Genomic DNA, 24,121 nt, shown 5'->3' with positions numbered 1-24,121 from the left:
TTCACGAAGACGAAATAAAGACCGCTATGATGGCCGGGTCCGGGATCGCCTGCGGCTTCCGCGGGAGGCGCCAGCTTCGTCGCCGGCAGCGACATCGGGCGGGTTCCTCGCTTGCATGAAGACGAAATCGAGGCCATCGTGGGGCGGCGGCTTTGGGCCGCCGGCGGCGCCGGCGAGTGGCGCGAGATCGGTTCCCAACAGCGGCCTCGGGCCGGTCCCGCGTGCGATAAATCGCACCAGCATTCCTGCCGCCAGCGGCGTCCTCAGTTGCAGGCTCACGCTCGGTGGGGCGCTGGCCGCAGCAACGGTGAAAGCGACATTTCGCCATCCGCCGGGGTCCGTATAGGTTGTGACTGAGAAGGCATCCGTGGTGACGCTCCGGCCGTGCAGATCCTTATCCAATCGGAAGTCGATAGCGTTGGCGGTGATCTGAACCGTCGCTGGAAGCACGCGAGGCCCGGCAGCCGTCGAAGATGACACAACATTCCTGAACAAGGGACCGCACAGCAGTTCCTGTATCGTGGCGGTCGCGATGTGGGAGGGACGCACCGTAACGTCCACCTCGCCCCCGGTGAGTTTCAGGCTGCCACTATCGCCGCTGCGATCAAGGGTAATCCCGGTGATATCCGCCAGAACCACAGGGGAGTCGCCCGGCGCCGGGAAGAGCAAACGCGTCGTATCATCGGTGCTTTTAGCAGGTTGCAGGTCGATCTCATCGAGCGCCGCCAACTTGCGCAGGGCTTGCAGGTAAGCCGCGGGCTGCTGCTCGCTCGCAAGTGCGAGCACTGCGGTGCGCACATCGACGACTGGCTGATCCGCGGGAAGAGGATCCTCCAGACCGAACAGCACGCGCAGCCGATGATAGGGCGGCGCGGCGGGCGCGGGGGCTTTGCCCGGCAGCAACCGGATATCCACGGTCTCGAAAACGCGCGAGTACGCCGTGCCCCCCGATCCGCCCTCGCAGGGTTCGAGCAGCGCGGGTACCTGCCGTGTCAGACAAGATTTAAAGCGGATCTCCACGTGCGCATCGAACGTGAAACCGGTTGCAGTCGTGTTGGAGACGAAACCCTCATCGTCTTTGTGTGCCAGGAACCACTCGACCACGTTGACGCAGGCATCGGCATCCAGGTGCAGCTCGTGTCCCGAGGCATCCAGGGCCAGACCGGGTAGCACGCGGATCTCGCCAGGCTCCACATCGAGGCGGACGCCAAAGCCCCAGATCACGCCAGCCCGATGCAGCCAGGCGTTGTGCAGCCGCATCTTGCCGTGATGGTAGAGCTGCTCGGTGGCGAAATCATCCACGCCGAGCAGCATGCCGAAGTGGTAGCTCAGCGCGTAGAACGGGCTCTGGGAGTCTTCCCGCCCGGCGGAAGTATCCGGGCAGGTCGTGATGTCTGGGGTGTCGGCCATCGCCAAATCTCCTGAGACAGCGTGTGTGTCAGCTATCGCCGCGCAAGGCGCTGAGCGCGCGGCGCGGGAGGCTGCCCGTATCGAAGCGTGCCTTTGAGGCAGCCTTGAGCGCCTCGCTCTCGAGCAGGCTTAGAGTGCGCCCGGCCTTTTCCGCCGTGCTCAGCGCAGCGACCAGGGCGGCTTCGGCATCATCCATCGCGGTGACCAGCGGCGCGGGATCGGTTCTCAGACCGATGAGCAGCCGCGTGGCCTCTTCGAAGTCGGCGAGGTTGCGCCATGCGGTGTCGGGCACGGCGGTCTCCCAATCCGTGAGCAGGGTCTGCATGTCGGCAGTAAAGGCGGTCTTGGCGTTGTCAAGAGTCGTATTCGCGGTGTCTAGCGCGGCTATTGCGGCTATTACGGCCAGATCGACCGGATCGGTTTCTGGATCTTTGTCAATGTCCCTAGCCAGCGCCTTGAGGCGCGCGACGTCGAGGTCGGTCTGCTTGGCATCCACGTCGATCTGTGCCGTGGCCACCACCTGGCGGGCCACGGCGGCATCCCCGGCATCCAACACTGGCTCCTTTTCGAGCGCTGCGTTATTAATGCTGAGTTTTTGCGCCTCGGTCAGCGGATTCTGTTTGGGATCGGCCACGCGCGCGGCAATGGCCAGCGCCTGATCGAAGCGTCCCTTGGCGTTGACGACGTAGTCGCGGAAGGCGGCGTCGGCGTTGTCGAATAGCTGCTGTTCGTTACCCAGGAGGTTAGCGGTTTCCGCGACTTTCTTGTTATCATTCTCGAGGCGCTTCAACTCCACGTTGGCGCGTTCCCTGGCGCAAGCGAGCAGCTCCAGCGGGATGTCCGCCTCGATGCGCGCGTTGGCGTCGGTCCAGGGGTTAGCCGCCAGCGCTGCCGTGGCATCGGCCACCATGGTGCTGAGCGGCGGCGTGGCGAGCTTGTGACGCAGACGCAGCGCCCGCTTACCGAATATTACGCCGCCGCCCGATGTGGCATCGGGTTGTATTACACCATCACCCGAGGTGGCGTCGGCTGCTTGTATTACACCATCACCCGAGGTGGCGTCGGCTTGCGTTTGTGGATAGGTGACGGTGTTATCGGTAACTGCGCTGATCGTGAATGTGCCGTCGAAGCTGGTGTCCGTCATCCCTATGACAGTAATCACGTCGTTGACGATGAACGGATGGTCAGTTAGACCGGAGATCGTGACGGAGTTGGAGGCTCGAACGGCCTGTCCGCTTCCCACGGCTACTTGTGTTTGTGGATAGGTAATTGAGGTATCGGTAACTGCGCTGATCGTGAACGTGCCATTGAAGCTGGTGTCCGTCATTCCCATGACGGTGATCACGTCATTGACGATAAACGGGTGCCCGGTTAAACCGGAGATCGTGACGGAGTTGGAGGCTCGAACGGCCTGTCCGGCCGCCACCTGGACGCGGTCCTTGTCCTGCTGATCCGCCGCTTCGAGGGCGGCCGCAACCGCATATACACGCGCCGTGGCGGACGCTACAGTAGCGGTGGCCAGATCGAGCGTCGTTTGCGCCGTATCGATCGCGCCTTCGATGCCGATGATCTCGGCCTGCTTGACGCGGGTGTCGCGGATGGCCGTGGCCAGCTTGGGCTCGAGGGCGTCCACGTCAGCAGGGGTAACGGCCTCGGCTAGATCGGTGCGGATCTGTGCAGTCTGTTTTACTAAGTCCGCCAACTCCTGGTTGGCTTTGGCCAGATTGGCGCGCTGGGTAACCAGATCGTTTTGCGCGCTGGTGAGCGCCGTTAACGCAGCCGGGAGAGCGGCGTCGGCCTGGGTTTTTTGATCGGTCCAAAAGGCAAGAAGTGTAGCCATACGGAATTCCTCTCTCGCTAAGAGTTCCCCACGCCGGCCGAGGCGCCGGGAAACGCGCGTCCGGACTTTTCATATTCGCGACGGATGGCGTGGATAAAATGGTCCCGGTTGATGATCCCGCCGTTGCCGGCGGCAAGAAACCCGGCCGCTACGGCGGCGTTGCGGATGAAGGCGCCCACCATGGCGTAGCGCGCCGCGAGCTCGTGCAGATCGACGTCGCTCGCCAGCGGAGCGCTGCGCGGCACGTGCGCCCGCCACAGCGTCAGGCGCTCCTCGCGGTCGGGCGCGTCGAAATCAATGGCGAATTCGAGCCGGCGAATAAATGCCGGATCGATGTTCTGCCGCAGGTTGGTAGCCAGGATCGCAAGGCCCTCGAAGCGCTCCAGGCGCGAGAGCAGATAGGCCGTCTCGAGATTGGCGTAGCGATCGTGCGCGTCGGAAACCTCGGTGCGCTTGCCAAAGAGTGCGTCGGCTTCATCAAACAAGAGCACCGCCTGGGCGCGCTCGGCGGCCTCGAAAACGGAAGCGAGGTTCTTTTCGGTTTCGCCGATCCATTTGGAGACCACGCGCGAGATATCCACGTAGAGCAGGTCTACCGACAGGGAATGCGCCAGCACCTCGGCGGAGAGGGTCTTCCCGGTGCCCGGCGGACCGGCGAAGAGCATGCGCACGCCGCGGGCGCCCGGGCGGCCTTTGAGGAATCCCCACTCATCGAGCACCCGGTCCTGCAGCAGGAGACGGGCTGAGGCCTCACGCAGTTGAGCGAGGCGGTCCTTGGGTAGTACGAGGTCGTCCCAGGTAGCCGTGGGGGTGATGAGCTTGACGCCGCCCGTGAGCGAAAGCCCGGCGCGCGCCCGGACGATCGCGGACGCGTCCTCCACCGTTGCCGGCCGCGATTCGAGCTCCTGCAAAGCGTTCAGATCCGCGGCGACGGTGGCGGCCGCGGCGGGCTCGAGGGGATAGCGCGCCGCGAGATAGGTGCTTTCTTCGGCCAGCGCCGGCAGCACCGCGCGCCACAGCCGGCGGCGTGCGGCGGGGCTCAGACGATCCGCCGTAACGGTGATCAAGGGTCTCAGGCCGCGGACCTGCAGACCGCCCGCACGGGCGCAGAGCACGGTGGGGCCGGGGAAATCCAGGAACTGTGGCGCCTCGGCGGTGCCCGGACCCTCGGGAGCGGCAATGCGCATCACCGGTATTACCCCGCGCGTCAGTACATGCACGCGGATCAACCGTTCCAGCGCGCCGTCCGGTTGCGGCGGCAGCGCGAAGCCTGCGGGCTCGAAGCCGGCATGGGCCACCAGCGCCAACGCGCGGTGGAACGCGGCGTCTTCGGTCTCGCCCATGACCAGCACCGTGCACGGATCACGGCGCGCGATGGCGGTAGCAGCGCGTGCGACGGCCGGAAAGGCAAGCCACTCATCCAACCCGGCCAAAATGATGGGCGCGGACAGGCGTGGAACTGCGGCCGGCCATGAATCGATGTCCGCCAACGCCGGCCATAGCCCCACGGCCAGTTCCAGAGAGCGCTCAAAGAAGGGGGCATCGCCGGTTACGCGCAAGGCTCCGCCAGCCACGGCTCGGCTCGACTCCAACAGCGCGCGGAAGCCGCACCGGTCCTGCGCGTTTCCAGAGAACAGTTGCGCCGCAAGGCCCGTAGTGGGACGCGATTCGCCACGCGGATGCAGCGCGCGGAATACGGCGGCGAAGCCCTCATGTTCCTCGGGCATGCCGGCCAGCAAGCACAGCTCAATTTAGATGCGGGAGAGCGCCAGGGCGCCCGCCAAGCGGTCTAGTGGCTGGGGCGGGCCTTCGGGGCGGCTGAGGGGGTTGCTGTCGAAGTCTTCGAGCGGCCGGCCATTCGCGGCCGACCTAAAGGCGGATTTCAGGAAATCGTGGCCATCGGGGGCCCGGTCCGCATCGGGAAACACGCGGTCGAGAAAAGCCGCCAGGCGTCCCGCCAGAATGCCGGTCTCGAATGCCAGCCGCTGCGCCGCCAGGCAAGCTTCACTCATAGACAAACCTCACGACAACGCCGAGCCACGGCACATTGCCGGGATCCAGGTCGAGACCCGTGCGGCGGATCGCGGTCGAGACGTCGTTCAGTGAAAGCCGCACTTCGATCCAACCCGGGTCGGCGACGATTTCCGCCGCGCGATGGCAGACGAGGGCGATGGGCTGCTTCTCTTCGAGAAGCTTTTCGAGCGCAGCCTGGATTCGCTCCACAAAGGAAGCGATGATCTCGCGCTCTACATCCGTGGGCGGTTCTTCATCGCGGGTTGGCGGAACGGCGTTGGGAAGCAGTCCGGCGAACGCCAGGGCCGCGGGGTCCTCCGCCTCGGCGGGAACCAGCGCCAGGGCAAGCTGATGCAGCGCCCAGCGAAAGGGGCGCTGGGCGCAGCGCCCCAGGATCTCGTCGGGTAGGCCCAGTTCTTCGATCAATCTCAGCAGGAACAGCAGCCCGCCGAAGTTCGTGAAGGCGCGGCGCGTGACGGCCGCGGGCACGTCATCATTCAGGAGAGCTTGCGGCTCACGCTCTTTGTCGCGCGAATGCGGAAGCGGCGCCAGAGGCGCGCGAAACGTCGCCGGGTGCATGGCGTCGCTCAATGCGCTCACCAGCGCCCGAGCGCGAGCAAACGGGCGCGCCACGGCGGGATCTAGTTCGAGCGCGATCAGAGCGGCGAAGGCGCGGCGCGTCTCCAGGGCGTTCATCAGGACCTCTGGAGCCGATGCCGCCGCGCGCGCCAGCGCGGAGGCCGCCAACATGCGCTGCGCCTGCCGGACCACTTCCGCGATCCCCGGCGCGGCGGCATCCTCGATAATGGAGGCCGAGACTCCGGCGGCGTGGAGGGCGGCACGCGCCAACTCCACCCACTGGGCGGCAGAAACCCTGCGCCAGAGGCCCGCAAATACGGCGGCGGGCACGTTACGCGCGGCCAGCGCGGCGAGCAACGGAGCGATCAGTGCGGGTTCTTCGAGCAACGCGTACACCAGTTCCGCGGTGGCCTCGCTTGCTGAGGGGGATTCCGAGCCGCGCCACGCGCGCGCCAGGCGCCAGGCCCACGCGCGTTCGAATCGGTCCGTGGCCACTCCGATGGCCACATCAAAGAGGACATGCGCGGCAGAGTGATAGCGCACCACGTTGGGCACATACTCGCCGTTGCGCGCCCGCACGATGGAGTCACTCAAGGCCAAACTCCAGGCCAGCGCCAGCGAGGAATTGGCCAGTGACAATCGCAGCCGCACTGGGACATGCAGGCTGCGAATGCAGACCTCCTCGTAAGGGGAGACGCCGGCGCGTTCCAGTGCGCCCTCCAGGGCTTCGTCGAGCACAGTGCGCAGGATTCGGTCGAGCCGCTCGCGCTCCTCCTCGCGCGACGGCGGCAGGTGGTAGCGGGCACTTAGACGATGAATGCGCACCATCTCCATCGCTATCCCACCCTGCTATCGCTGCCGAGGCGGCTGCTTTCGAGGCGCGTGCCCGCGTCGGGCCGGCCGACGATCGAGCCGCGCCCCAATAACGACGAGCCGGTTTGCAGCATCGTGAAGCCCCCGGAGCGGCCGATGAGGGAAGTCAGGCCCACATGCAGACCGCGACCCACGCGTATGCCCGCATCCACGGTGCAGACGTCGAACAGCGTGTGCGCCGGGCGGTGCACGTCGAGGATGTGGCGCACCACGTCGAGTTGCTCGGTCGTGAGCACCGCGGGAATGATCACGCTGAAGCGATGGGCGTGGGTTTCAAAAGCGTCCTCCACCGTGCCCGTGAGCGGCGTGGCATTCTCCTGGCCGACGGCACCGCCCACCCGGAAGCCCGCGCCCAAGACGGCACGCGATTCGGGACCGCCAGGCTCGCCAAGGGCTCCCAGTCCCCGCAGTCGGAATTTCTCGAGGAGGATCACGCGAGTGCCGGTGTAAAGCTCGAGGAACCGCATGAGACCGGGCACGGTACCGCGAAAACGGAACAGCCAGGCAGCCTGCTCCAAAATGGCACGTTGCACCGGCACAGGCCAACGCTCATCGAGGCCCAGCCCCACGAAACCGGCCAGCCAGGCCAACGCTTCGGCCGGGGTGGCGGCGGGGTCCAGAAGCGCATGCCGCGCCGTGGCGCGCGCATCCAACTCACCCAGGAACCCATCGAACAGGGCCAGATAGCGGCGCAGAAACGAGGCGGGCTGCTCCTCGCGCGAGAAGACCTTGGGCAGCCGCCGCAGATAATCGTGCGAAGGATACTCGGCGCGCAGGGAGCGCAGGCGCGGCGTGAAGCGGGTGTTGCCGGTCAATTCCAGCGCTAACCACAAGTAGCGGCCCGGTCCGGTAAGGAGCGGGGCTTCGTAGGTCTCAAACACGTCATCCGCGGTGTGCGGCGCGAAGGGCAGTTCGCGGCCCGATTCGCGGCGGTGTAGCCGATGCGCAATCTCAGAAGGCACCAGCGACTCGGGCGGCATCGGCGGCGACAGGTCGGGGCGCATGATCACCGCTTCGGTGACATTGGCCGGCAGGCGGCGCGGCAACGTATCTTCGTCTTCCGGAGGATCGTCCGCGGCCACGCAGGCCAAGCGGATGTCCGTGTCCTGGGGAATGCACGCATCCAGAAACAGGCGTCCCCAGATCGTGCGGAACTCGCCGCTGTCCAGCCGGTAGGTGATCACGCGGCCAGTGGCCTGGTAGCGCACGCGCGCCGCAACGGCGTGGCGGAAGCCGTGGCCGGTGAAGAAGCCGATACGATCGTCGGGCGTGCGCACGATGCCCAGGCCATCATAGTCGCGCGCCTTCAGTGGGGGCATCTCTTCGATGGAGGCTGCGCCGATGCGGAACCGCAGGAAATCCTCCTGTGAAAAGCGCGCCACGACCAGAACCAGTCCGGGGAGAAACTCGATGTCGGTGGCGAAGGGCACCGCGATGTCACGGCGGCCCGAGACGGCGCGGGCGGCGGTGGTGCGTGCCGCGTCGAGCACGAAGATCTCGCCTTCCGGCGAAACCGCCACGCGCGCGGGGTCCGTTACTCCAGGCGGCAATGCAAGCGGCCGCGGCCCCGTGTGCGCTTCAAGCTCCACGAGTCCCGCGGGAGAGGACAGCACGGCGAGGACAGACCTATCCTTCAGGGCCAGATCCAGCGGACGGCCGGGCACCGGTATGCGGCGCAACAGGCGCAGGCTCCACAGGTCGAACACCAAAATGCGGCGCGCGGTGGTTTCGGCGATGAAGAGGCGGTCGTCGGCATCTACCGCGAGGCCACGCGGCTCCTGTAGCACGGGCGGAGGATCACCGACCGGATAGAAGTCGCCGGTAAGTGGCGGAGGCCCGGGCGCGAATAAGTCCAGCGGATCGGGAGGCTCCGGCGCGGCCCAAAGCCGGCGCTCCACGCGGCCCTGTTCGGGGAAGCTACGGTAGAGGCGGCATTGCGGATCGAAAGCGAGTCCGGCCCCGAGTTTTTTGAATACATCCCTCAGTGGCGGGTCGCCTCTCACGTTAAGCGCGGTATCGTCCACAAACGCAAGCTGTACTATGCCGGCTTCGAGCGCAGTGTTCTCATGGAAGGCGCGCAACCACTGGTCTCCGTCCTGAAAGAGGGCGAATGGACGAGGCAAAGGCACCGTCAGCACTCCTGCCGTATGATCGGGATAGGTACCGGCACATTGCCATTGCCGGGCGGCGGCGCGATGGCCTGTCCGGCGGGTGCGGGCGGCCCCTCCAGAACGGTGATCTCGGCCAGTTCGGCGACTTCGTAGATCGCCAGGTCCACCGACCCCGGATCCCAAGCTTGAGTCTTCTCGTTGAATCCGGCCACATTCAGGCCTTCCAGAAATTCCACGCCCTCCACTTGGAGAGCCGCGGCTTCGAGCTCCGGCCCATGCACCCGCCGGCCGAGTGGCCAACCCTGACCAAACGGGCCATAGGGCGGCAGCGGGGCCAGATACTGGCGCAGCACCAGCTCCACCCACTGGCGCACCGCCTCCACACCGAAGCCCGGCTTCACGCGCAGTCCCACCGAGGCCGCCACCTTGCGATACGTGGGCGGGATAACGTACAACTCCGTGGTTACCAGGCGACGCCCATCGAGGTACGCGCACACGTCGCGCAACAGGTTGCGATCCGGCAGCGGCGCATTAGGGCGACGTGGGTCGTCTTTGGGCCACACCACCACGCTGACTACTCCGGCGCGCTCCGGCGTGCGAGTGGGCGGGTAGAAACGTGGAAGGCACTCCGCGCGGCCGACGTTGGCCCCCGGAGTGGCCAGCGACAGTTCCTGAAAATCGCCCGAGGTCACGGCCCGATCGTGGCGGCGTAACTCTCCGGGGATACGGTTGAGCGCCGCGTCTATCGTTTCCGCATCGCCGCCGCCATGCGCGCGCAGCGGGTTCTGCACGTCTTTGACGGCGAAGCCGGAGATCTTGTTAATGGCTTGGGGCGCGACGTTGCCCGGCGCGCCGCCGCCATAGCGATATTCCACGGCGCGGATGCGTTGCCCGATCTGCGGCGCATAGCCCTGGATGCCGTTTCCAAAGCGCACTTCGCCGGCCTCCAGGTCCACCACGAAATGACGGTCATCCGGAGCGCTGGCGAAAAAGCCGTCCACGGCCTTCCAAGGCACGAAGCGGCCACCCTCTTCCACCTCGATGACGAGACTTCCTTCGATCACGGGGCGGTGTACGAGCTTGTAACGTTGACTGGGCTGGGCGTTGCCGGTCCCCAGAAACTCGGCAGCGGCTCTCGAGGTCTGCACCACCTCAGCGGCATTCGAGCCTACGAACTGCACTTTCCCGAAGCGGCTCTGGTTCAGGCGAAAGACGCGGATCCAGAACAGGATCTTTTCTTCGGTCTCGTCGTCCAGAGCCGGCGGGAACTGGCCTGTGCCGCGCGCGTCTGCATCCGGGACCGTGAAATGGTCCAGTTCCGTGGGGTTCAGAGGGCTCGCCGGATTATTGGGCAGCCGCAGCCGCACCACGCCTTCCTGGCTGAGCCCGCGCGTGGTATCGCCCACGACCGTCAGACTGCGGTACACGGGCTGGCTGTTTCCATCAAGTTTACCGGTGGAGGCCTGCCATTCGACGGCCGCGTCATTCGGGGCGGGGCCCGTGCCCGGGCAGGCGTCGATCTGATCGATCGTAGGCACGATGGGATCGGGCACGAATCCCACGTTGAGCACCGCACCGCCCATCTTCGAGATGTCCGCGCCGTTCGCGCTCAGTACTGCCACCCACAGCATTCCATCGACCGCCGCGCTGAAGTCAACGGGCAGGCCCACGCCATCGGGCGGTACAGTCTCGTTGTGGTAGAACACCGCCTCCTGATTGGCGGGCAGCGGCCCGATGGCATCCAGGGCGCGTACCGCAAAATCGAACACCTCGGGCTCTTTGGTCTCGTCCGGGGCCGGGCTCTGGACTCGGGCCACCGCCGCGAGTGTGACGGGATAGACCTTGACCTCGGTCGCGGTTTCAAAAAGGAGACTGCCGGCCTTGGCTTCGGAACCTTGCGGTACCAGCAGTCCTTCAGGCGCCTCCGCCGACATGGTGATCAGGGCGTGCGCCGCCACGGCAGGGCGCAGGGGCACCTGGAGCAGACGCAGAAAAGTTAGCTTGGCGGCTTCGGGTATCTGGTTGAAGCGGAACAGCAGGTTTTCGCTCAGAAAGGAGAACAGCTCGATCAGCGTGATGCCGGGGTCGCTGGCATTGTGATCGGTCCACTCCGGAGTGTAGACGGGGATGCGGCGCACCAGCTCATCCCGCAGTTGCTGGTAGGAGCGATCATCCAGAATGGGGTTGGGGATGGGCATGTGCCGTCAGTCCAGATAGAACGGATATACGAAGTTATCCTTGCGGCCGTCGATCAGGTGCACATACGCGATCTGAATGAGCACCAGCGAGGGGTCATCGCCCGGGTCCACGCCGACCGCCGTCACGCGGATGCGCGGCTCGAACGAAGCCAGCCCAAACTCGACGTCGTTTTTGATCAAGGCGCGAGTGGCCGGGGTATTCGGTTTCATCAAGTAGCGCCGCAACCCGCAGCCAAATGTCGGGCGCATGATGCGCTCGCCGGGCTCGGTTTCCAGGATCAGCAAAATCGACTGGCGCACCTTCTCCGGCCCGGAGACGTAGCGCAGCGTAGCGCTGAGGGGGTCCGGCGCGAGGGGGAAGTTCCAGCCGCGACCGAGAATGCGGGCGGTAGGCGTCATGCGATTTTCACCTCCACGCGAGGCTCGAACTCGAGGTTGCCCGTAAGGTCCAGACCGGCGCTGGCCGATTCTTCTACGGGGAGTGAACTGGCCTCGTTAATACGGGTTCCCAGCGGCAGCAATGCGGCATTGCTGAACTGATCCAGCTTTAATTTTTCCTCTGATGGGGCCTCCGGATCATCTTCTGTTGGATCTAGTACTGGGACGCCCGAATCAATAACGATGCCTTCTTTCAGATCTTTATGTAGTTGCAATGCCACGCTGGCGCTGAGCCCCGCGTCCACGTCGAAACCCGGCGGAATGGCATCCAGTTCGGCCTTGAGACCTGCCGAAATCGAGATGCTAGGTGGAATGCAGAATTTGAGTGACAAAAGGAAAAAAAGGCCGAAAAGAAACACGACCACGGGCAAAAATAGCTTCAACACGAAGAAGGCTACGATCGTGATCAACGGGATGGCAAAAAAGCATATTTGGCTTGGCCCGACGCTGGGCTCCTCGGCCTTGCCGTCTTTAACCGTAAAATCCAGCCTTTGCGGCTGCACCACCTTGACAGGGGAGAACTGGTTCAGGGGCAATCCCCCGACCTGCGCTGCCAGTTCACCCAGATCCGGCATTTGGATGGTAATCGGGCGTTGCGCGGTGCCCACGAGGTCGTTGTGCGAGGCCAGTTTGTAGGATTCGGTAGGTGCGCTCCATACCACCTCGCCGGGACAATCCGGCGCTTGGTCCTTGCGCGGGCATTCCGGTTTGTGCCGGCGCACAAAGCAGCGGATCTCATACAGGCTCTGGTCATCGAAGCGGTTATTGCCGCGGTCGTCGGTATCCAGGCCACTCGTCGGAACTACGCCGAAGTAGATGTTCCTGCCCTTGGCCGAGTGGTCTGCAATGTTCGGGTCAGGAAATAGGTGATACAGCGAGAAAGTAGATTCGAGGATCTGCTGGGGCGTTTCCTCCACGATCTGCCAGGAACCGATGTTTTTGAAATTGCCCGGCACCCAGCCCTCGTGGATGGCCACGACGCCGTTATCGTCCTTCCATTGCTTCAGATCCAAGCGTGCTTGCACCAACTTATCACGCAGACCAGCCTTCTTGCTATCGAAAGTTCCCTCGGCGATCATCTTCTGAATCATCTGAGCCCGTCTTTTCGCCGCGAGACCTCTTGCCGGCGCGGTCTGCTCGAGCTGTGCGATCTCCGCTTGGACGCCCACGATCTTCTGCAAGAGCTGCACGGCCTCCTTTTTGGCGCCACCCGGAAAATCGAACGAGCGGCGGCGGACGACGAATTCTGCCTGACAGACCTGGTCTGGCCCTACGGTTGGAAACCCGGGAGCGTCACAGTGCAGCTCACAAACCACGACGTAATAGCGCTTGTGCGTATCGAGGAAGAGCTTGCGGATGCCGGTCGGTACGAGCGACGCGTTTTTAGCGCTGCTTGGCTGTCCCGGGTTGGGCATGAAAAACTTGGTGAATTTATCCTTGAACGTTCCGTTGGCCAGCGTGGTTGCGTCGGAAAGATGGACTTTGAAAACAGTATCCACTCCGTCCTTGAACGTGAGCGATCTCTGAGGGTCTTTGCTAAAAATCCGAACGAAATCGGGCTGCTCGAATTTCTGGAATATGGGGCGGGTCTGCCGCGGTTGGCGGGCTTCATCCACAAGCTGACGGCTCCAGCGGTACCAGGGGGCGACCAGGTTCCAATCATGCATCTGATTCATGAGTCACCAGATATTTCCAGCGCCTTGGGAGTATTGAGGCGAAGTGATCGAAGTCGCCGTGAGCCCCTGGCAGGTGATATTGCCGGAGAAGTCCGAAGACGGGGCGTTAACGTTGGCGCCCGAGGGTGCATTGACCGTGATACCGCCGGTGGCGGTAATGGTTACCTCTCCGCTGCTATCGAACTTGAGGGTGCAGCCGTTGCTGTGCTTGAGGCTCACCTCCTGCGCGCCATCGTCGAGGACGAGCTGATGGCCGCTGCTCATCGAAACCGTGACCTTGGCCGCGCCATGGGTATCATCGAATTCCAGCAGGCTGCCGGAGCGCGTTTTGATGAGCCGCTTGTTATTGGCGGCCTCGGGCGCTTCGGGCAGGCTTTGCTTGCCGTTCCAGCAGGAGCCGACGATATACGGACGCCGCGGGTCGCCGGCTTCGAACGCCACGACTACCTGCGTATCCACGGCGGGCAGAAACTCGAAACCCTGATTATCGTCCGCATACGGGGTGATCAACGTGGCCCAGGCGCGCACCTCGTCGCCGCCCTCCCCGAGCGACGGGAACTTCACCTGAATGCGGCCCAGCCTATCGGGGTCGACGATCTCGGTGACGATGGCGGGGTATAGGCCGAAGTACAACGGACCGCTGCCCTCGGGACGGAATGAGCCGATCATGCGCCCTCCTGCACGGTGGGACGCTCGGCCACGAAGCGCATGCGATGGCCGTACACAAGATCGTAGGTATGCAACACGCGCGTGACATAATAGCCGCCGCCATCGAAAGGATGGCCCACGCGCTGCAGCGTGAGCGTGCTGCCTACGACCATGTCCGGGCTGCCGCGGGTGATGCCCACCACGGTGACGAAGGCGCGGGCGCGGCGCAGCATCTCGGCGTGCGCCCAGGCACGGGCCTCGCCATCCACCAGCGGCGCTTCTCGCACCCGGAACGATACGCGTTCGCCGAAAGCCTGCTCGAGAACGGACGGTCCCGTGCGGCCCCCGGAAATTTCGGCATCGATGGCATCGGAACCGGCTTCTTCTTCGATACGGTCACGCTCCTTGGCATCGTACCCGCTAAACTTTACCTTGGTGCGCTGGTGAGCCAGGTCCGCGCGCGCCTCCACTTCAATCAGCTCATTGCCACGCACTAGCGTCAGCTCGGTGGCGGTGCGCTTGTTTCTCGTCATGAAATAGATCTTGTCATCCTGGAACCAGATCTCGGCCTGAATGAGCCGCGCGCGCTCGCGCAAGAAGGCCAGGTCGCTGAGATTCCACTGCTGCACCACGTCATAGGTAGGGCCGTCGGCATCAGTTTCGGCCTGCATACCGTGCTCGGAGGCGACGGCCTGCACGATATCGGCATCGCTCACGTTCGTGTAGGATTTCATGCGGCGCGTCATGCGCAGGCGCATCAGGCGGTCCTCCGCGAACACGGTGACCTCGGGCCCTTCACCTTCACGGTAGCAGGATTCCAGAGCGCTGATGAACCCTTCAAAGACAGTGCGCTGATCGCCGGCGGGCCCCAGCGCGACCTTCAACTTCTTGCCGAAATCGAGGAAGGCGCCGTCTAGATAGAGCTGCACCTCCTGCTCGGCGCCCTGGCGCGGGCCATGGCCCAGCAATCGCGCCGAGAGGGTCTTCAACCCGGAGGTGGTCTCGTCCACTTCGAGGCGCAGGAGGTCGCGCGCCAGCTCGCCCTTGACCGTGTCGTCCACCTGGAATACGGGTACCGAGCTTTCGAACAGGGCTTCAGTCATCGAAACCCCCGGCAGTGGTGCGGCAGCGGTCGCGCATCCAGCGGGAATAGGCCTCGCGCGTTTTCTCAATCACGTCCCAAGTCTTGTTCTCCTGCGAGCCGCCCCGGGGAGAAGGCTCCGGCTCGGGGATCACTTCGGTGGTGAGCTGATCGACGTTGACCGCCATCAGTGACCTCCGGTATGACGGCAGCGTCCGGAGCAGCCGCACGGACGCGCGGGATGGAGCTTTTTCTGCAACTGGTCGGCGGCGGCGCGCGCGGGGTCGCGGCTGGGCAGCGCAATCCAGGGCGGCACCGTGGGGTCGTCCGAAGCGGGAGGCAATCCGTCGCCCACCTGCGGCCGCAAGGAAATGCCGCCCAACAGGGAATCGGCGCGTCGCGTGGCGGCCTCTCCGACCGTAGATCGCAGCGGTACGCCGAAGCCAAAGGAGACCGAGCGCGGGTCTGCGCGCGGGGGCAGAGGCGCGGGCACCGCAGACTGCTGTTGCGAAGGAGACGGCAGGCCTGTAGTGGTAAGCGGAGGGCGCGGTTGATCCGGCGGAGCGGGTTTGGGCGGCGCAGCGGGCGGCGGCAGAAGTGTAGCCGCCCCGCCAGCCCGCGCCGGAACGGCTCCAGCCGGCTGCGCCCCAAAGGCCTGTCTCGTCAGCTGCTCCGCGGCTTGGCTCTTGGCGATCTGCACTGTTTCCAGCGCCGCGTTCAAGCCTCCGCCCGCGGAAAGGGAAAAGCCTGCCGCAAGGTCCGCTCCCACGCCGATACCGGTCACCGCGCTGATGCTGGCGTTGGCTTCGAGGCCGAACGACGCTTCGAGCGAAGCGCTTACTCCGGCTTCCACACCCAGCGTAACCCCGATGCCCGCGCTGGCGTTCAGTCCAGCGCTGAAGCCAACCTCGGCGCCCGCTTCGAGCGACAGATCGCTGCTCAGCCCACCGGAGATGTCCGTGGAAAGCCCGCGCCAGGCGGTCGGATCGAGACCGACGCGCGCCGAAAACTCAGGCAGACTCTCGCCGCCCAGCGCCACGCCGAACTGCGCGTTGACGCCGGCTGATATTCCCAGCCCGCCCGAGATGCCCAAGCCACCCGAAATGCCGAGGCCACCCGAGATCCCCAGCGATCCCGCCGCAGCCCCCAGCGGGCCTGGGGCATTGCCTTTCTGATTTGAGCCCGGGCCTGCTTTCAGGAAGATCAGCTTGCTGTTCTGTTCCTTGATGGACAGGCTTGCTTTGGCACGCAACGGCGTGCCGTCCGCCGCAAAGTGGTCCAGGTCGACGCCGACGCTGTCCACTACGCCATCGATCACGAAGCTGCCCCACTGGAAGCGGATCCTGGGCGGCGTCTGGCTGTCCTCGCTCTGAGACTTTGGGAAGACGAAGCGCTCTATCTGCGCCGTCTTCTCGCGAACGGAGCGGGGCGAGTTGGTGGAGCCCTCGTCCGCCGTGTCGAACACCAGCTCGAGCGTTAGCGTGGTAGTGCTCGACCCGGTAGACTGCCGCACCTGGCTGCCGGAGGGCGTGCCTGCAGCCATGCTGCTGGAAATCTGCAGTTTCAGAGAGGTGGGGTTGAATTGCACCGGGAAGCGCGGCCCGATTTCCTCCGCCTTCTCGTTGGCGCTGATCTCTACGATGTATGCCTTCTGCAGCTCGGCCATGGCTAAATGGTCACCAGACGCAATCCTTCATGGGCGATGTGCAGCTCTTCGATCCCAACCTCTCCGGTCTTGGCGTTCAACTCGGGCCCGCGGATCTTGGCCGGTAGACCACGGTCGAAGACCCAGTTGGCCACCACCACCTCGCCCACGTCCATCACCTGGACGATGCCATCGTATCGCGCAATGGGCCGCACCCCGGCCACCACGTCCTGGATCCACTGCCACAGCTCCTGATTGACCCCGGCGCCGCCGCTGAAAAACATGCCGCGCTTGAGAATGAGCGGGCTGTACTTGGCGCGGCCGGCGCGGCGGATGATGCCGTCGTTGCGCCCGCCTTCCATGTAGTCCTGAATATCCATCTCGACTTCGAGACCGCTGCACTCCTGAAAGCCGCCATCGCCGAGCGGGGTGCCGCTTGGGGAATCGCTCGGAGCCTGCGAGCCGGACTCCACCGCCGGGCTCTTGCGGAGCTTGACCTGAAACTGAAAGGAACGAAGCAGTTGGTTCGCCATGCGTCACCCCCGCGCCTCGGTTGCCGTAAGGGAGCCATCGGCATCGCGAGAAAGGCGCAGCACGATGAATTCGAGCGGCTCGGACGGCGCCACGCCGACCTCCACCAGCAATTGGCCCAGGTCCGCGATGCGTTGCGGGTTGTTCGTGTCATCGCAGCGCACGAAAAAGGATTCGTCTTCCGTGGCGCCGCGGAAGGCGCCAGCGGTGAAGAGCTGCCGCAAGTAGACACGGAGCAGTTGTCGCAATTCGGCGCGCAAGGCGGAGTTGTTGGGCTCGAAGGCGACCCACTGCATCTGCTGCTCCAGGGTGCGGCGGATCAGTACCAGCAGACGCCGCACGCTGAGCTGGCGGAAAGCGGGATCGGAGCTGAGGGTGCGGGCAGCGGTGAGACGGACGCCATCGCGCTCCAGCAAGTACACGTTGATGCCGAGAGGATGCAACTCGTCATGCCGCGCCGGAGATACCGTCTCGCGCACATCCAGCACCTGAGCGGCAATCACGTTCGCCGGCCCATGCGGCACCCCGAACGTGTTCTCGACCTGCGCGATGATGCCCGCTGTAGCGGCCGAGGGCGGTAGCGGCACGCGCGTGTTCCGCTGATCATCCTGCCGAACCACGACCAGCCAGGGATGGTAGGCCGCGGCGTAGGAAGACTGAAAGCGCGAGCGCCAGCTCAGGATGCGCCGCTGCGTGAGACCGGGCGGCACATCCAGTAAGACCACGAAAGAACGGACCTGGTCCGCAAAATCCACCACCCGCGTCTGAAACGTGGTGATGCGCTCCAGATCCTCCGGGATGGCGGGGTCGAGCCGCAGGTTCACCAGGTCCGCCGGCGGCGGTTCCGGCGCGACCGGCGGCGCGGGCAGGTCCACGCAGCGCGTGAAGGTGGAGCCGGCCAGCGAGACCGGGAGTTGCAGCTTGCGCGGTTCCACCAACGGAAAAGGCGAGTAGAGGTCCGGGGCAACCAACAGCGAAAGGTCGGAGAGTTGCGACAGCGCGTGGATGCCATTGCCCGGCTCTTCATCGCCGATAGTCCAGAGCGGGTCGAAGAAATCCTCGGGCGTGATATCCGGATACCGGTCCTCGCCGCCGGTGAAGATCGCCGAAACGGCAGGATCGGAAGCCAGCGACAGGTCATCGGGGGTGAGCGCCGAGTCCACCCAGGAATTGTCCGGATACACCAGCGCGGACTCAGTCGCCAAGATAGTAGCCATCCAGCGCGCGTGCTGTGGGGAGAGTCCCAAGCGCTCATGCCGCTCGGACCGCCCAGCGCCGTCATCGATGACGAGCGCCGCCTCCACGATTTCGATCGTCCGCGGCAGCGCGCCGGCCGCGCGATCGAAGGTAACGGTCCAGACCGAGCCGGCCTTCTGGGGCAGCCGGGACTCCAGCGCATAGGCCACGAAGCGGAGCTCGCGCAACCCTCCGCCATAATTCACCCGCAGCAACGCGCCCGCCGTCACGTCGATCCCCGGGGGCAACTCCAGACCGGTGAGCGATACGCGTCCGGGGTCGAAGGCCAGTGGACGCGTGGTAAAACTAAGGCCTGCTCGCAGCAGGTTGCCCCAGGCGCCTTCGTTTCGCGCTCGCAACCGCAGTGGCCCGGCTGTGGAACTGGCACCGGGCACATCGCCCGACGCCACCCCAAGATCATTGGCTGCAGGACTGGGGACAGGATCGAGTGCGTACTCATGTACGATGCGCGCGACGTAGGCGCGCCGGCCTCCCTGCTCGAAGAACGAAGCCACCGCATAGGGCAGAAGGCCGGGTCCTTCGAATCCGCCGTAGACCTGGCGGTATTCATCGAAGCTTTCTACGGCAACCGCGACGGTGCGCCGAGAAGGAATATCGGCGGACCCATCAGCGGGGACACGCGCCGGTCCGCGCGGCGCCACTCCCACAAACGCGCACACATCCAGGCGCACCCGCGTGAGCGCACGGATCGGGATATCCGGATACGGATAAAGTCCCGGAGCCCCCAGCGGAATGCGCGCTATGGATGCCATGGCCTACTTGTAATCGATGCGTTCATGAACAAAATGCAGTTCTTCCATGGCCACTTCGCCGCCGCCCTTGGCGGCCAGTGTGGGACCCATCCATTTCTTGGGCTGCGCATTGTGCAAGACCCAGGTGGCGACTGCCTGGCGCGCCTCATCGAGCAGCGTGATCGTGATCTGTCTCGGATCCGCTGTGCCGTCGCGGACCCCTTGGAGCCACGCAAACAGGTCATCCGAACCCACCAGCCCGCGCTTGAGGGTCACGTCATCGAGCTTGTGCGTGTTGGGGACTTTGCGCGTGGTGTTGAACTTCTCGTTTCCGTTGCGGTACTCGGAATAGTTCACATCCATGCCGAGGCCGCTGACATCGGAGAAACCGCCGATGATGGTCCCTTCGCCACCGTCACCCTGCGTGCCGCCGAGGGATATCAGATAGTTGAAGGCCCCGTAAGGGTTGCTGCGAAATACTGGCATGATTTCCTCCTGCTAAATCTTGACGTCCGCCGTGAACTGGCCGATGCGGAAGATCACGAACTCCGCTGGCTTCGTCGGCGCTACGCCGATCAGGCAGATCAGCCTGCCGTTGTCGAGGTCGTTTTGCGTCATGGTGGTGCGATCGCAGCGCACGAAAAAGGCCTGCTCGGGCTTGTCGCCGAGCAGGGCCCCGTCGCGCCACAATACCAGCAGAAAGTCCTCTACTGCCTGCCTGATGTTGGCCCATAGTTTCGGATTGTTGGGCTCGAAGACGGCGAACTGGGTACCTTTGTCGATGGAGTGCTCGATGAAGATGAACAGCCGCCGGACGTTGACATACTTCCATTCCGGGTCCGAGCTCATGGTTCGGGCGCCCCAGACGCGGTTGCCCCGGCCCTCGAAGAAGCGCAGGGCATTGATGCCTTCGGGATTGAGCACGTCCTGCCGCGCCTTGTTGATGTTGATCTCGAACTTGGTCAGGCCGCGCACCACCTCGTTGGCCGGCGCCTTGTGCACGCCGCGCTCGATGTCACTGCGCGCATAGATGCCGGTGACGAACCCCGAGGGCGGGAGAAGCAGGCGGCGCGGCGGCGCGCCTTGTGCGGGTCGCTCCAGCGGATCGAGAATCTCGATCCACGAATGATAGATCGCGCCGTATTTGCTATCGAACTTGCCGCGGAACTCGCGGATCTCATTCAGTGAAGCGTTCTTAGGCCCATCCACCACCGCGATGCGATATTTCAGGTTCTCTGCGTGCGAAAGCAGATGGCTGGTGGCCAGCACGCGATTGGCGTCGTCATCGTAGGTCCCAGCGTCGGGCAAGGCAACGATAGCGATGTCGTCGATTTCACCCAGTGCGGCCAAACCAGTGGCCTTGACCGCGGCGTTATCGAGATCGGCTTCCTGGCCGTTGAGATCGTCGGGGCTGGCTTCGCCTCCATCCCTGCCGCTGGTGAGCCGCGCGGGCAAGCCCGGGTTGACGTTGCCACGCAGCGCCGCCATCAGCTTGGCGGGCAAAAATCCGGGCACGGAATCGCCGGAGCCGCCAGGATCGTAATTGAGATATACAACCGCGTTTTCGTCTTCCGGATCGTCGCTCTGTAGGATCTTGCCGATGTAGCGCGTCTGGGCTGGATCCCCGGCGAGCCCGTCGTACACGTCGACACGCTCCGGAGTCACTGTGACCACCACTTGCATCTCGCAGATCAGCACCGTATCGGTAGCGTTCAATGCAGTTGCGGCGCCCGTGCTATCAAGGAACGTCTGCTGGCCCGTATTCGCATCGACCTGTACCACCCGCAGGTTGGTCAAATCGAGCGGAGAGTTCGTCGGCGGAATGCTCGTGCCGCTCGGCAGCACCTCGATCACGGCGCCGGCCTTTGCGCTCCGCGCCTGCACGCCCAAGAGGGGATCGTTGACCGCGACGTTGCCGCCGCGCACGATCCTGCTTTCGACCAGAACGTTGCCGTACTCTCCAGGCCAGCGCGCCGTCCACGTGGCTACAATGTCGCTTACCGGAATGGCCAGCAGGGCTACCCCGAAGTTGGTCACGGCTGGATCACCTTCGAAGAACACGCGCGAAACGTATAGCCGCTTGCCGCCGTTATCAAAAAAGGCCCGCGCCGCGTGGGCCAGAAAGCAGGTGCGCTCGTCGGCCTGCGTGGGAACCTTGAGCGGCTCGAGCCCTCCATACACGCGCTCGAACTCGGTGAAACTGGTGACGAGACGGGGCGTGGTGGTCGTCGGTCCACCCGGGTATTGGACGGGTCCGAATCGGGTCATCCCGGCGAAACCGGTAGTGCTGGTGGGCACTCCTTCAATGGTCTTGGATCGAAAACTGACTTCCTCGACGTATACTCCTGGCGACAGGTATTCGGGCATTAGTGCCTCCTCTTTCGTGGAATCGACATCATGGGATGGTAAAGGTCAGTCCGCTGAGAATTCTGCCGTATTCGAGATCCACGGACTGCACTATGCTGGCCGTATAATTAGGCGGCTGGCTTTCCCCGGCGGAAACCGGGTCGGCGCCGCCCGGCACGGCAGCCTGTTCGAGCGGAAGGTCCCAGAGCGGATCGATATCGGGACGGTCGGGGGTGGGCGGAACGGGAGGCACAGCGGGTCCCAGCACCGCAACCTCTACCCGCAGCGGCGGGTTGAGATCCCCAACTGGACTTGCCTCGGCGCCGATCAGGAGCAAGAACTCGCCCCTATCATCTCCATGCGCGCGGCTCACTAGGAGACCGGTGCCGGGCAAGCGGGCTTCCACCCGTGCCCACCGCATGGGCTGGCCCCCACGCAGCACGCGCCCGCGCAATCCGGTGGCGCCGGTGCTTACATCGTAGCCCGCACCGGGAAACAACACCGGCCGGCGCACGCGGTGCGCCGGCGGACTGGTCTCAGCCACCGTGCGAGTCAGAATCGGGATACGCAGCCGCCGTGGTACGAAGCGCCGCGCTTCGTCGAAGAAACGCAAGTCCACGGGGCTGCTCAGCTTGGGATGGTAGAGCACCACGTGCAAGGAGGTTCGGTGGTGGTCGATGGGCGGACGCGGCAGTTGCAGCGGCGCGGTATCGAACGTGACTTCGATCCCGTGCGCGACGCGGAGCCGCAGCTCGGCATCGATAGGCTCCAGGCCGAGCGCGAGGCGCTTGATGTTCTCGGAAAACCGGTCGGGAAGAAACTCGTTCACGGGCGCGGCTCCGGTACGGCCCCGACGATCAGGGTCGTGACGTTTCCGTCAGGTGTGGCCACCCGGCTGTCGATGCGCACGATGCGCGCGATATACGGCACGCTCAGGCGGTAATCGGTCGGGAGCGAATCGAAGGTTCGCATCACGGCCTCGGTCGAGATATCCTCAAGCACCAATTGCACGGACTCGTTAGACGCCCAATCGGTCATTGGATCGAGGAGTGGACCGTTCAACATCGGTGTAGTTTCTATAGTCTGCATGGCCCGCCCTAAAATGCGGAGCTCGAATTCGGCATTGTCCGCCCACGCGCTCAGGAGCAGATGGAGGTCCACGGCGAGATGCCCGCGCCCGTCCTGGCTCGCGACCGCGGACCATGCGGCGCGCATCGTCTTGTTGAAATCAACCCGATACAGAAAAATCGAAAGTGCAGGCGAACCGATATTCGCGCCGACAACCGTCGGCTCGAAATCGGTCGTGCGCACTAGCACGGCCCGGGTCCGCTGTCCAGGGATAGGCTCTTCCTCGACGAAAGCCGCATTCAACAGCCGCTCTATGCTCTTGCCTGCCGCGGCTATGCCAGCGAACCCAGCCACTTATTTACCTTTTGTTTCCGGCCTATCGAAGACCGATCTCTGGTTATCCATAGTCCCGCATCGATCTATTCTCTCTCGCCGGTTCCGTTGAGCAGATCGGCTATCTTTTTCCGCATAACTGGGCATATTTGATAGCGGGTTCTCGAATCCGGTCCGTGTACTTCCAGCACTAAGCCGTCGGCTACGAGTCGGTCGAGCGCTTCCTTAACCTTCGCAGTCTCGGTCTTAATGTTCTGTTCCAACATCCACCAGTAAGCGATGCCTTCCAGATCGTCTGCACCGCCTTTCACCATGTAGTCAAGGATCCTTCTCTCAGTTGGCCCATGTTTCATCCTGGCATTCCTGAGGCACAATTACGCTTACGTCTATGGAGCAACAGCCGTACCAGATCGTAATCGATTGTTTTAGTTGGAAAAGCAGTAGAAATCATTGAATGCGGACAGGACACGAATATCCTAGTCAATGCCCGGCAGGAGGGCCACGACGCTGAAGAATATGGAGGTCTTGGACTAGGACAAAGTTATCCTAGCGCGGCCCAGGATTTGGCCCAGTGGGTTGCCGATGGTTCCGGAACGTATTGGCATCGATACGGTGCTTCTGGATAAGCTGCCAAAAAGCCCTGCGGTTCTTCTGAGCCACCACCGCAGCCTCGGAAATGTTCCCGTTGGTGGATAACAACACAGCCTCGATATAATTCCTCTCGAACTGGTCGATCACTCGTCTCTTTGCGCACTGAAACGAATCGTTAGCTGTAGAATCCTTGTCGTCGGGGAGCACTATGTCCCAGGCCTGGATCAGATCGCCTCCTGCCAGGACTACTGTACGTTCAATTACATTTTCGAGTTCCCTGACGTTGCCAGGCCAGTCATGGATTCGCAGCTTCTGCATCGCTTCAGGGGAAAGCCCTGCAACTCGTTTATTGAATTGCGTCGCATACTTGTCCAGAAAGTGACGCGCTAGGATACACACATCGTCACGCCGCTCGCGCAGCGGAGGCAGGTAAAACGAGATGACGTTCAAACGATAGTAGAGATCTTGACGGAATTTCCCATGCTGGACGAGCCGACTCAAATCCGCGTTAGTTGCCGCTATGAGGCGCACATCGGCTTTGCGAGCTGCAGTCGATTTGAGAGGACGATACTCACTATCCTGGATAAACCGCAATAGCTTGATTTGCGCGGCTAAAGGGAGAGAATCTACCCTATTGTTGCATAAATATCGCTTATCTGGGATCTCAGGAAGCTTGCAAGGCTTCGAGGTAATGCAACAGCTCCTCTTGGACCGCCGGATTGGCGGACATGCTGAGGGTGAGCTGCCCCTGA

Annotated in this window: 21 protein-coding genes; all 21 read right to left on the bottom strand. The window is 63.8% G+C overall.

The annotated features are described in order from the left end of the window. Positions 1 to 24: 24 nt before the first annotated feature. Positions 25 to 1,410 carry a hypothetical protein gene (locus M3461_13110; GenBank protein MDQ3775215.1) on the bottom strand — a complete coding sequence of 462 codons (1,386 nt, stop codon included), beginning with the start codon at positions 1,408 to 1,410 and terminating at the stop codon, positions 25 to 27. A 28-nt stretch (positions 1,411 to 1,438) separates the two neighbouring features. Continuing rightward, on the bottom strand, positions 1,439 to 3,250 hold the full coding sequence (locus M3461_13105; GenBank protein MDQ3775214.1) for a hypothetical protein: 1,812 nt from the start codon (positions 3,248 to 3,250) through the stop codon (positions 1,439 to 1,441). 17 nt (positions 3,251 to 3,267) lie between these two features. Next, on the bottom strand, positions 3,268 to 4,977 hold the full coding sequence (locus M3461_13100) for an ATP-binding protein (GenBank protein MDQ3775213.1): 1,710 nt from the start codon (positions 4,975 to 4,977) through the stop codon (positions 3,268 to 3,270). A gap of 24 nt (positions 4,978 to 5,001) precedes the next feature. Beyond that, positions 5,002 to 5,262, bottom strand: a complete 261-nt coding sequence (locus tag M3461_13095; protein ID MDQ3775212.1) for a hypothetical protein — start codon at positions 5,260 to 5,262, stop codon at positions 5,002 to 5,004. Beyond that, positions 5,255 to 6,676, bottom strand: coding sequence for a hypothetical protein (locus tag M3461_13090; GenBank protein ID MDQ3775211.1), 1,422 nt, complete (start codon positions 6,674 to 6,676; stop codon positions 5,255 to 5,257). Before M3461_13090 ends, M3461_13095 begins: the two co-directional genes overlap by 8 nt. 2 nt (positions 6,677 to 6,678) lie before the next feature. Further along, positions 6,679 to 8,796, bottom strand: a complete 2,118-nt coding sequence (locus tag M3461_13085; GenBank protein ID MDQ3775210.1) for a phage tail protein — start codon at positions 8,794 to 8,796, stop codon at positions 6,679 to 6,681. A 50-nt stretch (positions 8,797 to 8,846) separates the two neighbouring features. Then, entirely contained in the window at positions 8,847 to 11,024 is a 2,178-nt protein-coding gene (locus tag M3461_13080) for a putative baseplate assembly protein (protein ID MDQ3775209.1), read from the bottom strand. Between the two features lie 6 nt (positions 11,025 to 11,030). Further along, positions 11,031 to 11,423, bottom strand: coding sequence for a GPW/gp25 family protein (locus tag M3461_13075; GenBank protein MDQ3775208.1), 393 nt, complete (start codon positions 11,421 to 11,423; stop codon positions 11,031 to 11,033). Continuing rightward, positions 11,420 to 13,138, bottom strand: coding sequence for a hypothetical protein (locus M3461_13070; GenBank protein MDQ3775207.1), 1,719 nt, complete (start codon positions 13,136 to 13,138; stop codon positions 11,420 to 11,422). Before M3461_13070 ends, M3461_13075 begins: the two co-directional genes overlap by 4 nt. A gap of 3 nt (positions 13,139 to 13,141) precedes the next feature. After that, positions 13,142 to 13,807 (bottom strand): phage baseplate assembly protein V, encoded by a 666-nt coding sequence (locus tag M3461_13065; GenBank protein ID MDQ3775206.1) that lies wholly within the window; start codon positions 13,805 to 13,807, stop codon positions 13,142 to 13,144. Continuing rightward, complete coding sequence (locus M3461_13060) at positions 13,804 to 14,889, bottom strand: contractile injection system protein, VgrG/Pvc8 family (protein ID MDQ3775205.1); 1,086 nt, start codon at positions 14,887 to 14,889, stop codon at positions 13,804 to 13,806. The genes M3461_13065 and M3461_13060 overlap by 4 nt, the downstream gene beginning before the upstream one ends. Beyond that, on the bottom strand, positions 14,882 to 15,055 hold the full coding sequence (locus M3461_13055; GenBank protein MDQ3775204.1) for a hypothetical protein: 174 nt from the start codon (positions 15,053 to 15,055) through the stop codon (positions 14,882 to 14,884). Before M3461_13055 ends, M3461_13060 begins: the two co-directional genes overlap by 8 nt. Next, positions 15,055 to 16,533, bottom strand: a complete 1,479-nt coding sequence (locus M3461_13050) for a hypothetical protein (protein ID MDQ3775203.1) — start codon at positions 16,531 to 16,533, stop codon at positions 15,055 to 15,057. The genes M3461_13055 and M3461_13050 overlap by 1 nt, the downstream gene beginning before the upstream one ends. A 2-nt stretch (positions 16,534 to 16,535) precedes the next feature. Next, a complete protein-coding gene (locus M3461_13045) occupies positions 16,536 to 17,045 on the bottom strand; it encodes a phage tail protein (protein MDQ3775202.1) in 510 nt (169 codons plus the stop codon). A 3-nt stretch (positions 17,046 to 17,048) separates the two neighbouring features. After that, a complete protein-coding gene (locus tag M3461_13040) occupies positions 17,049 to 19,052 on the bottom strand; it encodes a phage tail sheath subtilisin-like domain-containing protein (GenBank protein ID MDQ3775201.1) in 2,004 nt (667 codons plus the stop codon). Between the two features lie 3 nt (positions 19,053 to 19,055). Beyond that, positions 19,056 to 19,517: a phage tail protein gene (locus M3461_13035; GenBank protein MDQ3775200.1), complete on the bottom strand. Its 462-nt coding sequence runs from the start codon at positions 19,515 to 19,517 to the stop codon at positions 19,056 to 19,058. 12 nt (positions 19,518 to 19,529) lie between these two features. Beyond that, complete coding sequence (locus M3461_13030; protein ID MDQ3775199.1) at positions 19,530 to 21,398, bottom strand: phage tail sheath subtilisin-like domain-containing protein; 1,869 nt, start codon at positions 21,396 to 21,398, stop codon at positions 19,530 to 19,532. 28 nt (positions 21,399 to 21,426) lie between these two features. Beyond that, positions 21,427 to 22,206 (bottom strand): hypothetical protein, encoded by a 780-nt coding sequence (locus tag M3461_13025; GenBank protein MDQ3775198.1) that lies wholly within the window; start codon positions 22,204 to 22,206, stop codon positions 21,427 to 21,429. After that, positions 22,203 to 22,799 carry a DUF4255 domain-containing protein gene (locus tag M3461_13020; protein ID MDQ3775197.1) on the bottom strand — a complete coding sequence of 199 codons (597 nt, stop codon included), beginning with the start codon at positions 22,797 to 22,799 and terminating at the stop codon, positions 22,203 to 22,205. The genes M3461_13025 and M3461_13020 overlap by 4 nt, the downstream gene beginning before the upstream one ends. 65 nt (positions 22,800 to 22,864) lie before the next feature. Further along, positions 22,865 to 23,131 carry a hypothetical protein gene (locus M3461_13015; protein ID MDQ3775196.1) on the bottom strand — a complete coding sequence of 89 codons (267 nt, stop codon included), beginning with the start codon at positions 23,129 to 23,131 and terminating at the stop codon, positions 22,865 to 22,867. Positions 23,132 to 23,324: 193 nt separating this feature from the next. After that, positions 23,325 to 24,032 (bottom strand): sigma 54-interacting transcriptional regulator, encoded by a 708-nt coding sequence (locus M3461_13010; GenBank protein ID MDQ3775195.1) that lies wholly within the window; start codon positions 24,030 to 24,032, stop codon positions 23,325 to 23,327. Positions 24,033 to 24,121 lie beyond the last annotated feature (89 nt).

This window comes from Pseudomonadota bacterium (assembly GCA_030860485.1).
GTDB lineage: Bacteria > Pseudomonadota > Gammaproteobacteria > JACCXJ01 > JACCXJ01 > JACCXJ01.
This window is presented reverse-complemented; position numbering and strand designations above follow the sequence as displayed.

Bases quoted from the DNA above. Each gene is read 5' to 3' on its own strand.
- M3461_13110 (MDQ3775215.1), bottom strand. From the start codon at position 1,410: ATGGCCGACACCCCAGACATCACGACCTGCCCGGATACTTCCGCCGGG.
- M3461_13105 (MDQ3775214.1), bottom strand. From the start codon at position 3,250: ATGGCTACACTTCTTGCCTTTTGGACCGATCAAAAAACCCAGGCCGAC.
- M3461_13100 (MDQ3775213.1), bottom strand. From the start codon at position 4,977: ATGCCCGAGGAACATGAGGGCTTCGCCGCCGTATTCCGCGCGCTGCAT.
- M3461_13095 (MDQ3775212.1), bottom strand. From the start codon at position 5,262: ATGAGTGAAGCTTGCCTGGCGGCGCAGCGGCTGGCATTCGAGACCGGC.
- M3461_13090 (MDQ3775211.1), bottom strand. From the start codon at position 6,676: ATGGAGATGGTGCGCATTCATCGTCTAAGTGCCCGCTACCACCTGCCG.
- M3461_13080 (MDQ3775209.1), bottom strand. From the start codon at position 11,024: ATGCCCATCCCCAACCCCATTCTGGATGATCGCTCCTACCAGCAACTG.
- M3461_13075 (MDQ3775208.1), bottom strand. From the start codon at position 11,423: ATGACGCCTACCGCCCGCATTCTCGGTCGCGGCTGGAACTTCCCCCTC.
- M3461_13070 (MDQ3775207.1), bottom strand. From the start codon at position 13,138: ATGAATCAGATGCATGATTGGAACCTGGTCGCCCCCTGGTACCGCTGG.
- M3461_13065 (MDQ3775206.1), bottom strand. From the start codon at position 13,807: ATGATCGGCTCATTCCGTCCCGAGGGCAGCGGTCCGTTGTACTTCGGC.
- M3461_13060 (MDQ3775205.1), bottom strand. From the start codon at position 14,889: ATGACTGAAGCCCTGTTCGAAAGCTCGGTACCCGTATTCCAGGTGGAC.
- M3461_13055 (MDQ3775204.1), bottom strand. From the start codon at position 15,055: ATGGCGGTCAACGTCGATCAGCTCACCACCGAAGTGATCCCCGAGCCG.
- M3461_13050 (MDQ3775203.1), bottom strand. From the start codon at position 16,533: ATGGCCGAGCTGCAGAAGGCATACATCGTAGAGATCAGCGCCAACGAG.
- M3461_13045 (MDQ3775202.1), bottom strand. From the start codon at position 17,045: ATGGCGAACCAACTGCTTCGTTCCTTTCAGTTTCAGGTCAAGCTCCGC.
- M3461_13040 (MDQ3775201.1), bottom strand. From the start codon at position 19,052: ATGGCATCCATAGCGCGCATTCCGCTGGGGGCTCCGGGACTTTATCCG.
- M3461_13035 (MDQ3775200.1), bottom strand. From the start codon at position 19,517: ATGCCAGTATTTCGCAGCAACCCTTACGGGGCCTTCAACTATCTGATA.
- M3461_13030 (MDQ3775199.1), bottom strand. From the start codon at position 21,398: ATGCCCGAATACCTGTCGCCAGGAGTATACGTCGAGGAAGTCAGTTTT.
- M3461_13015 (MDQ3775196.1), bottom strand. From the start codon at position 23,131: ATGAAACATGGGCCAACTGAGAGAAGGATCCTTGACTACATGGTGAAA.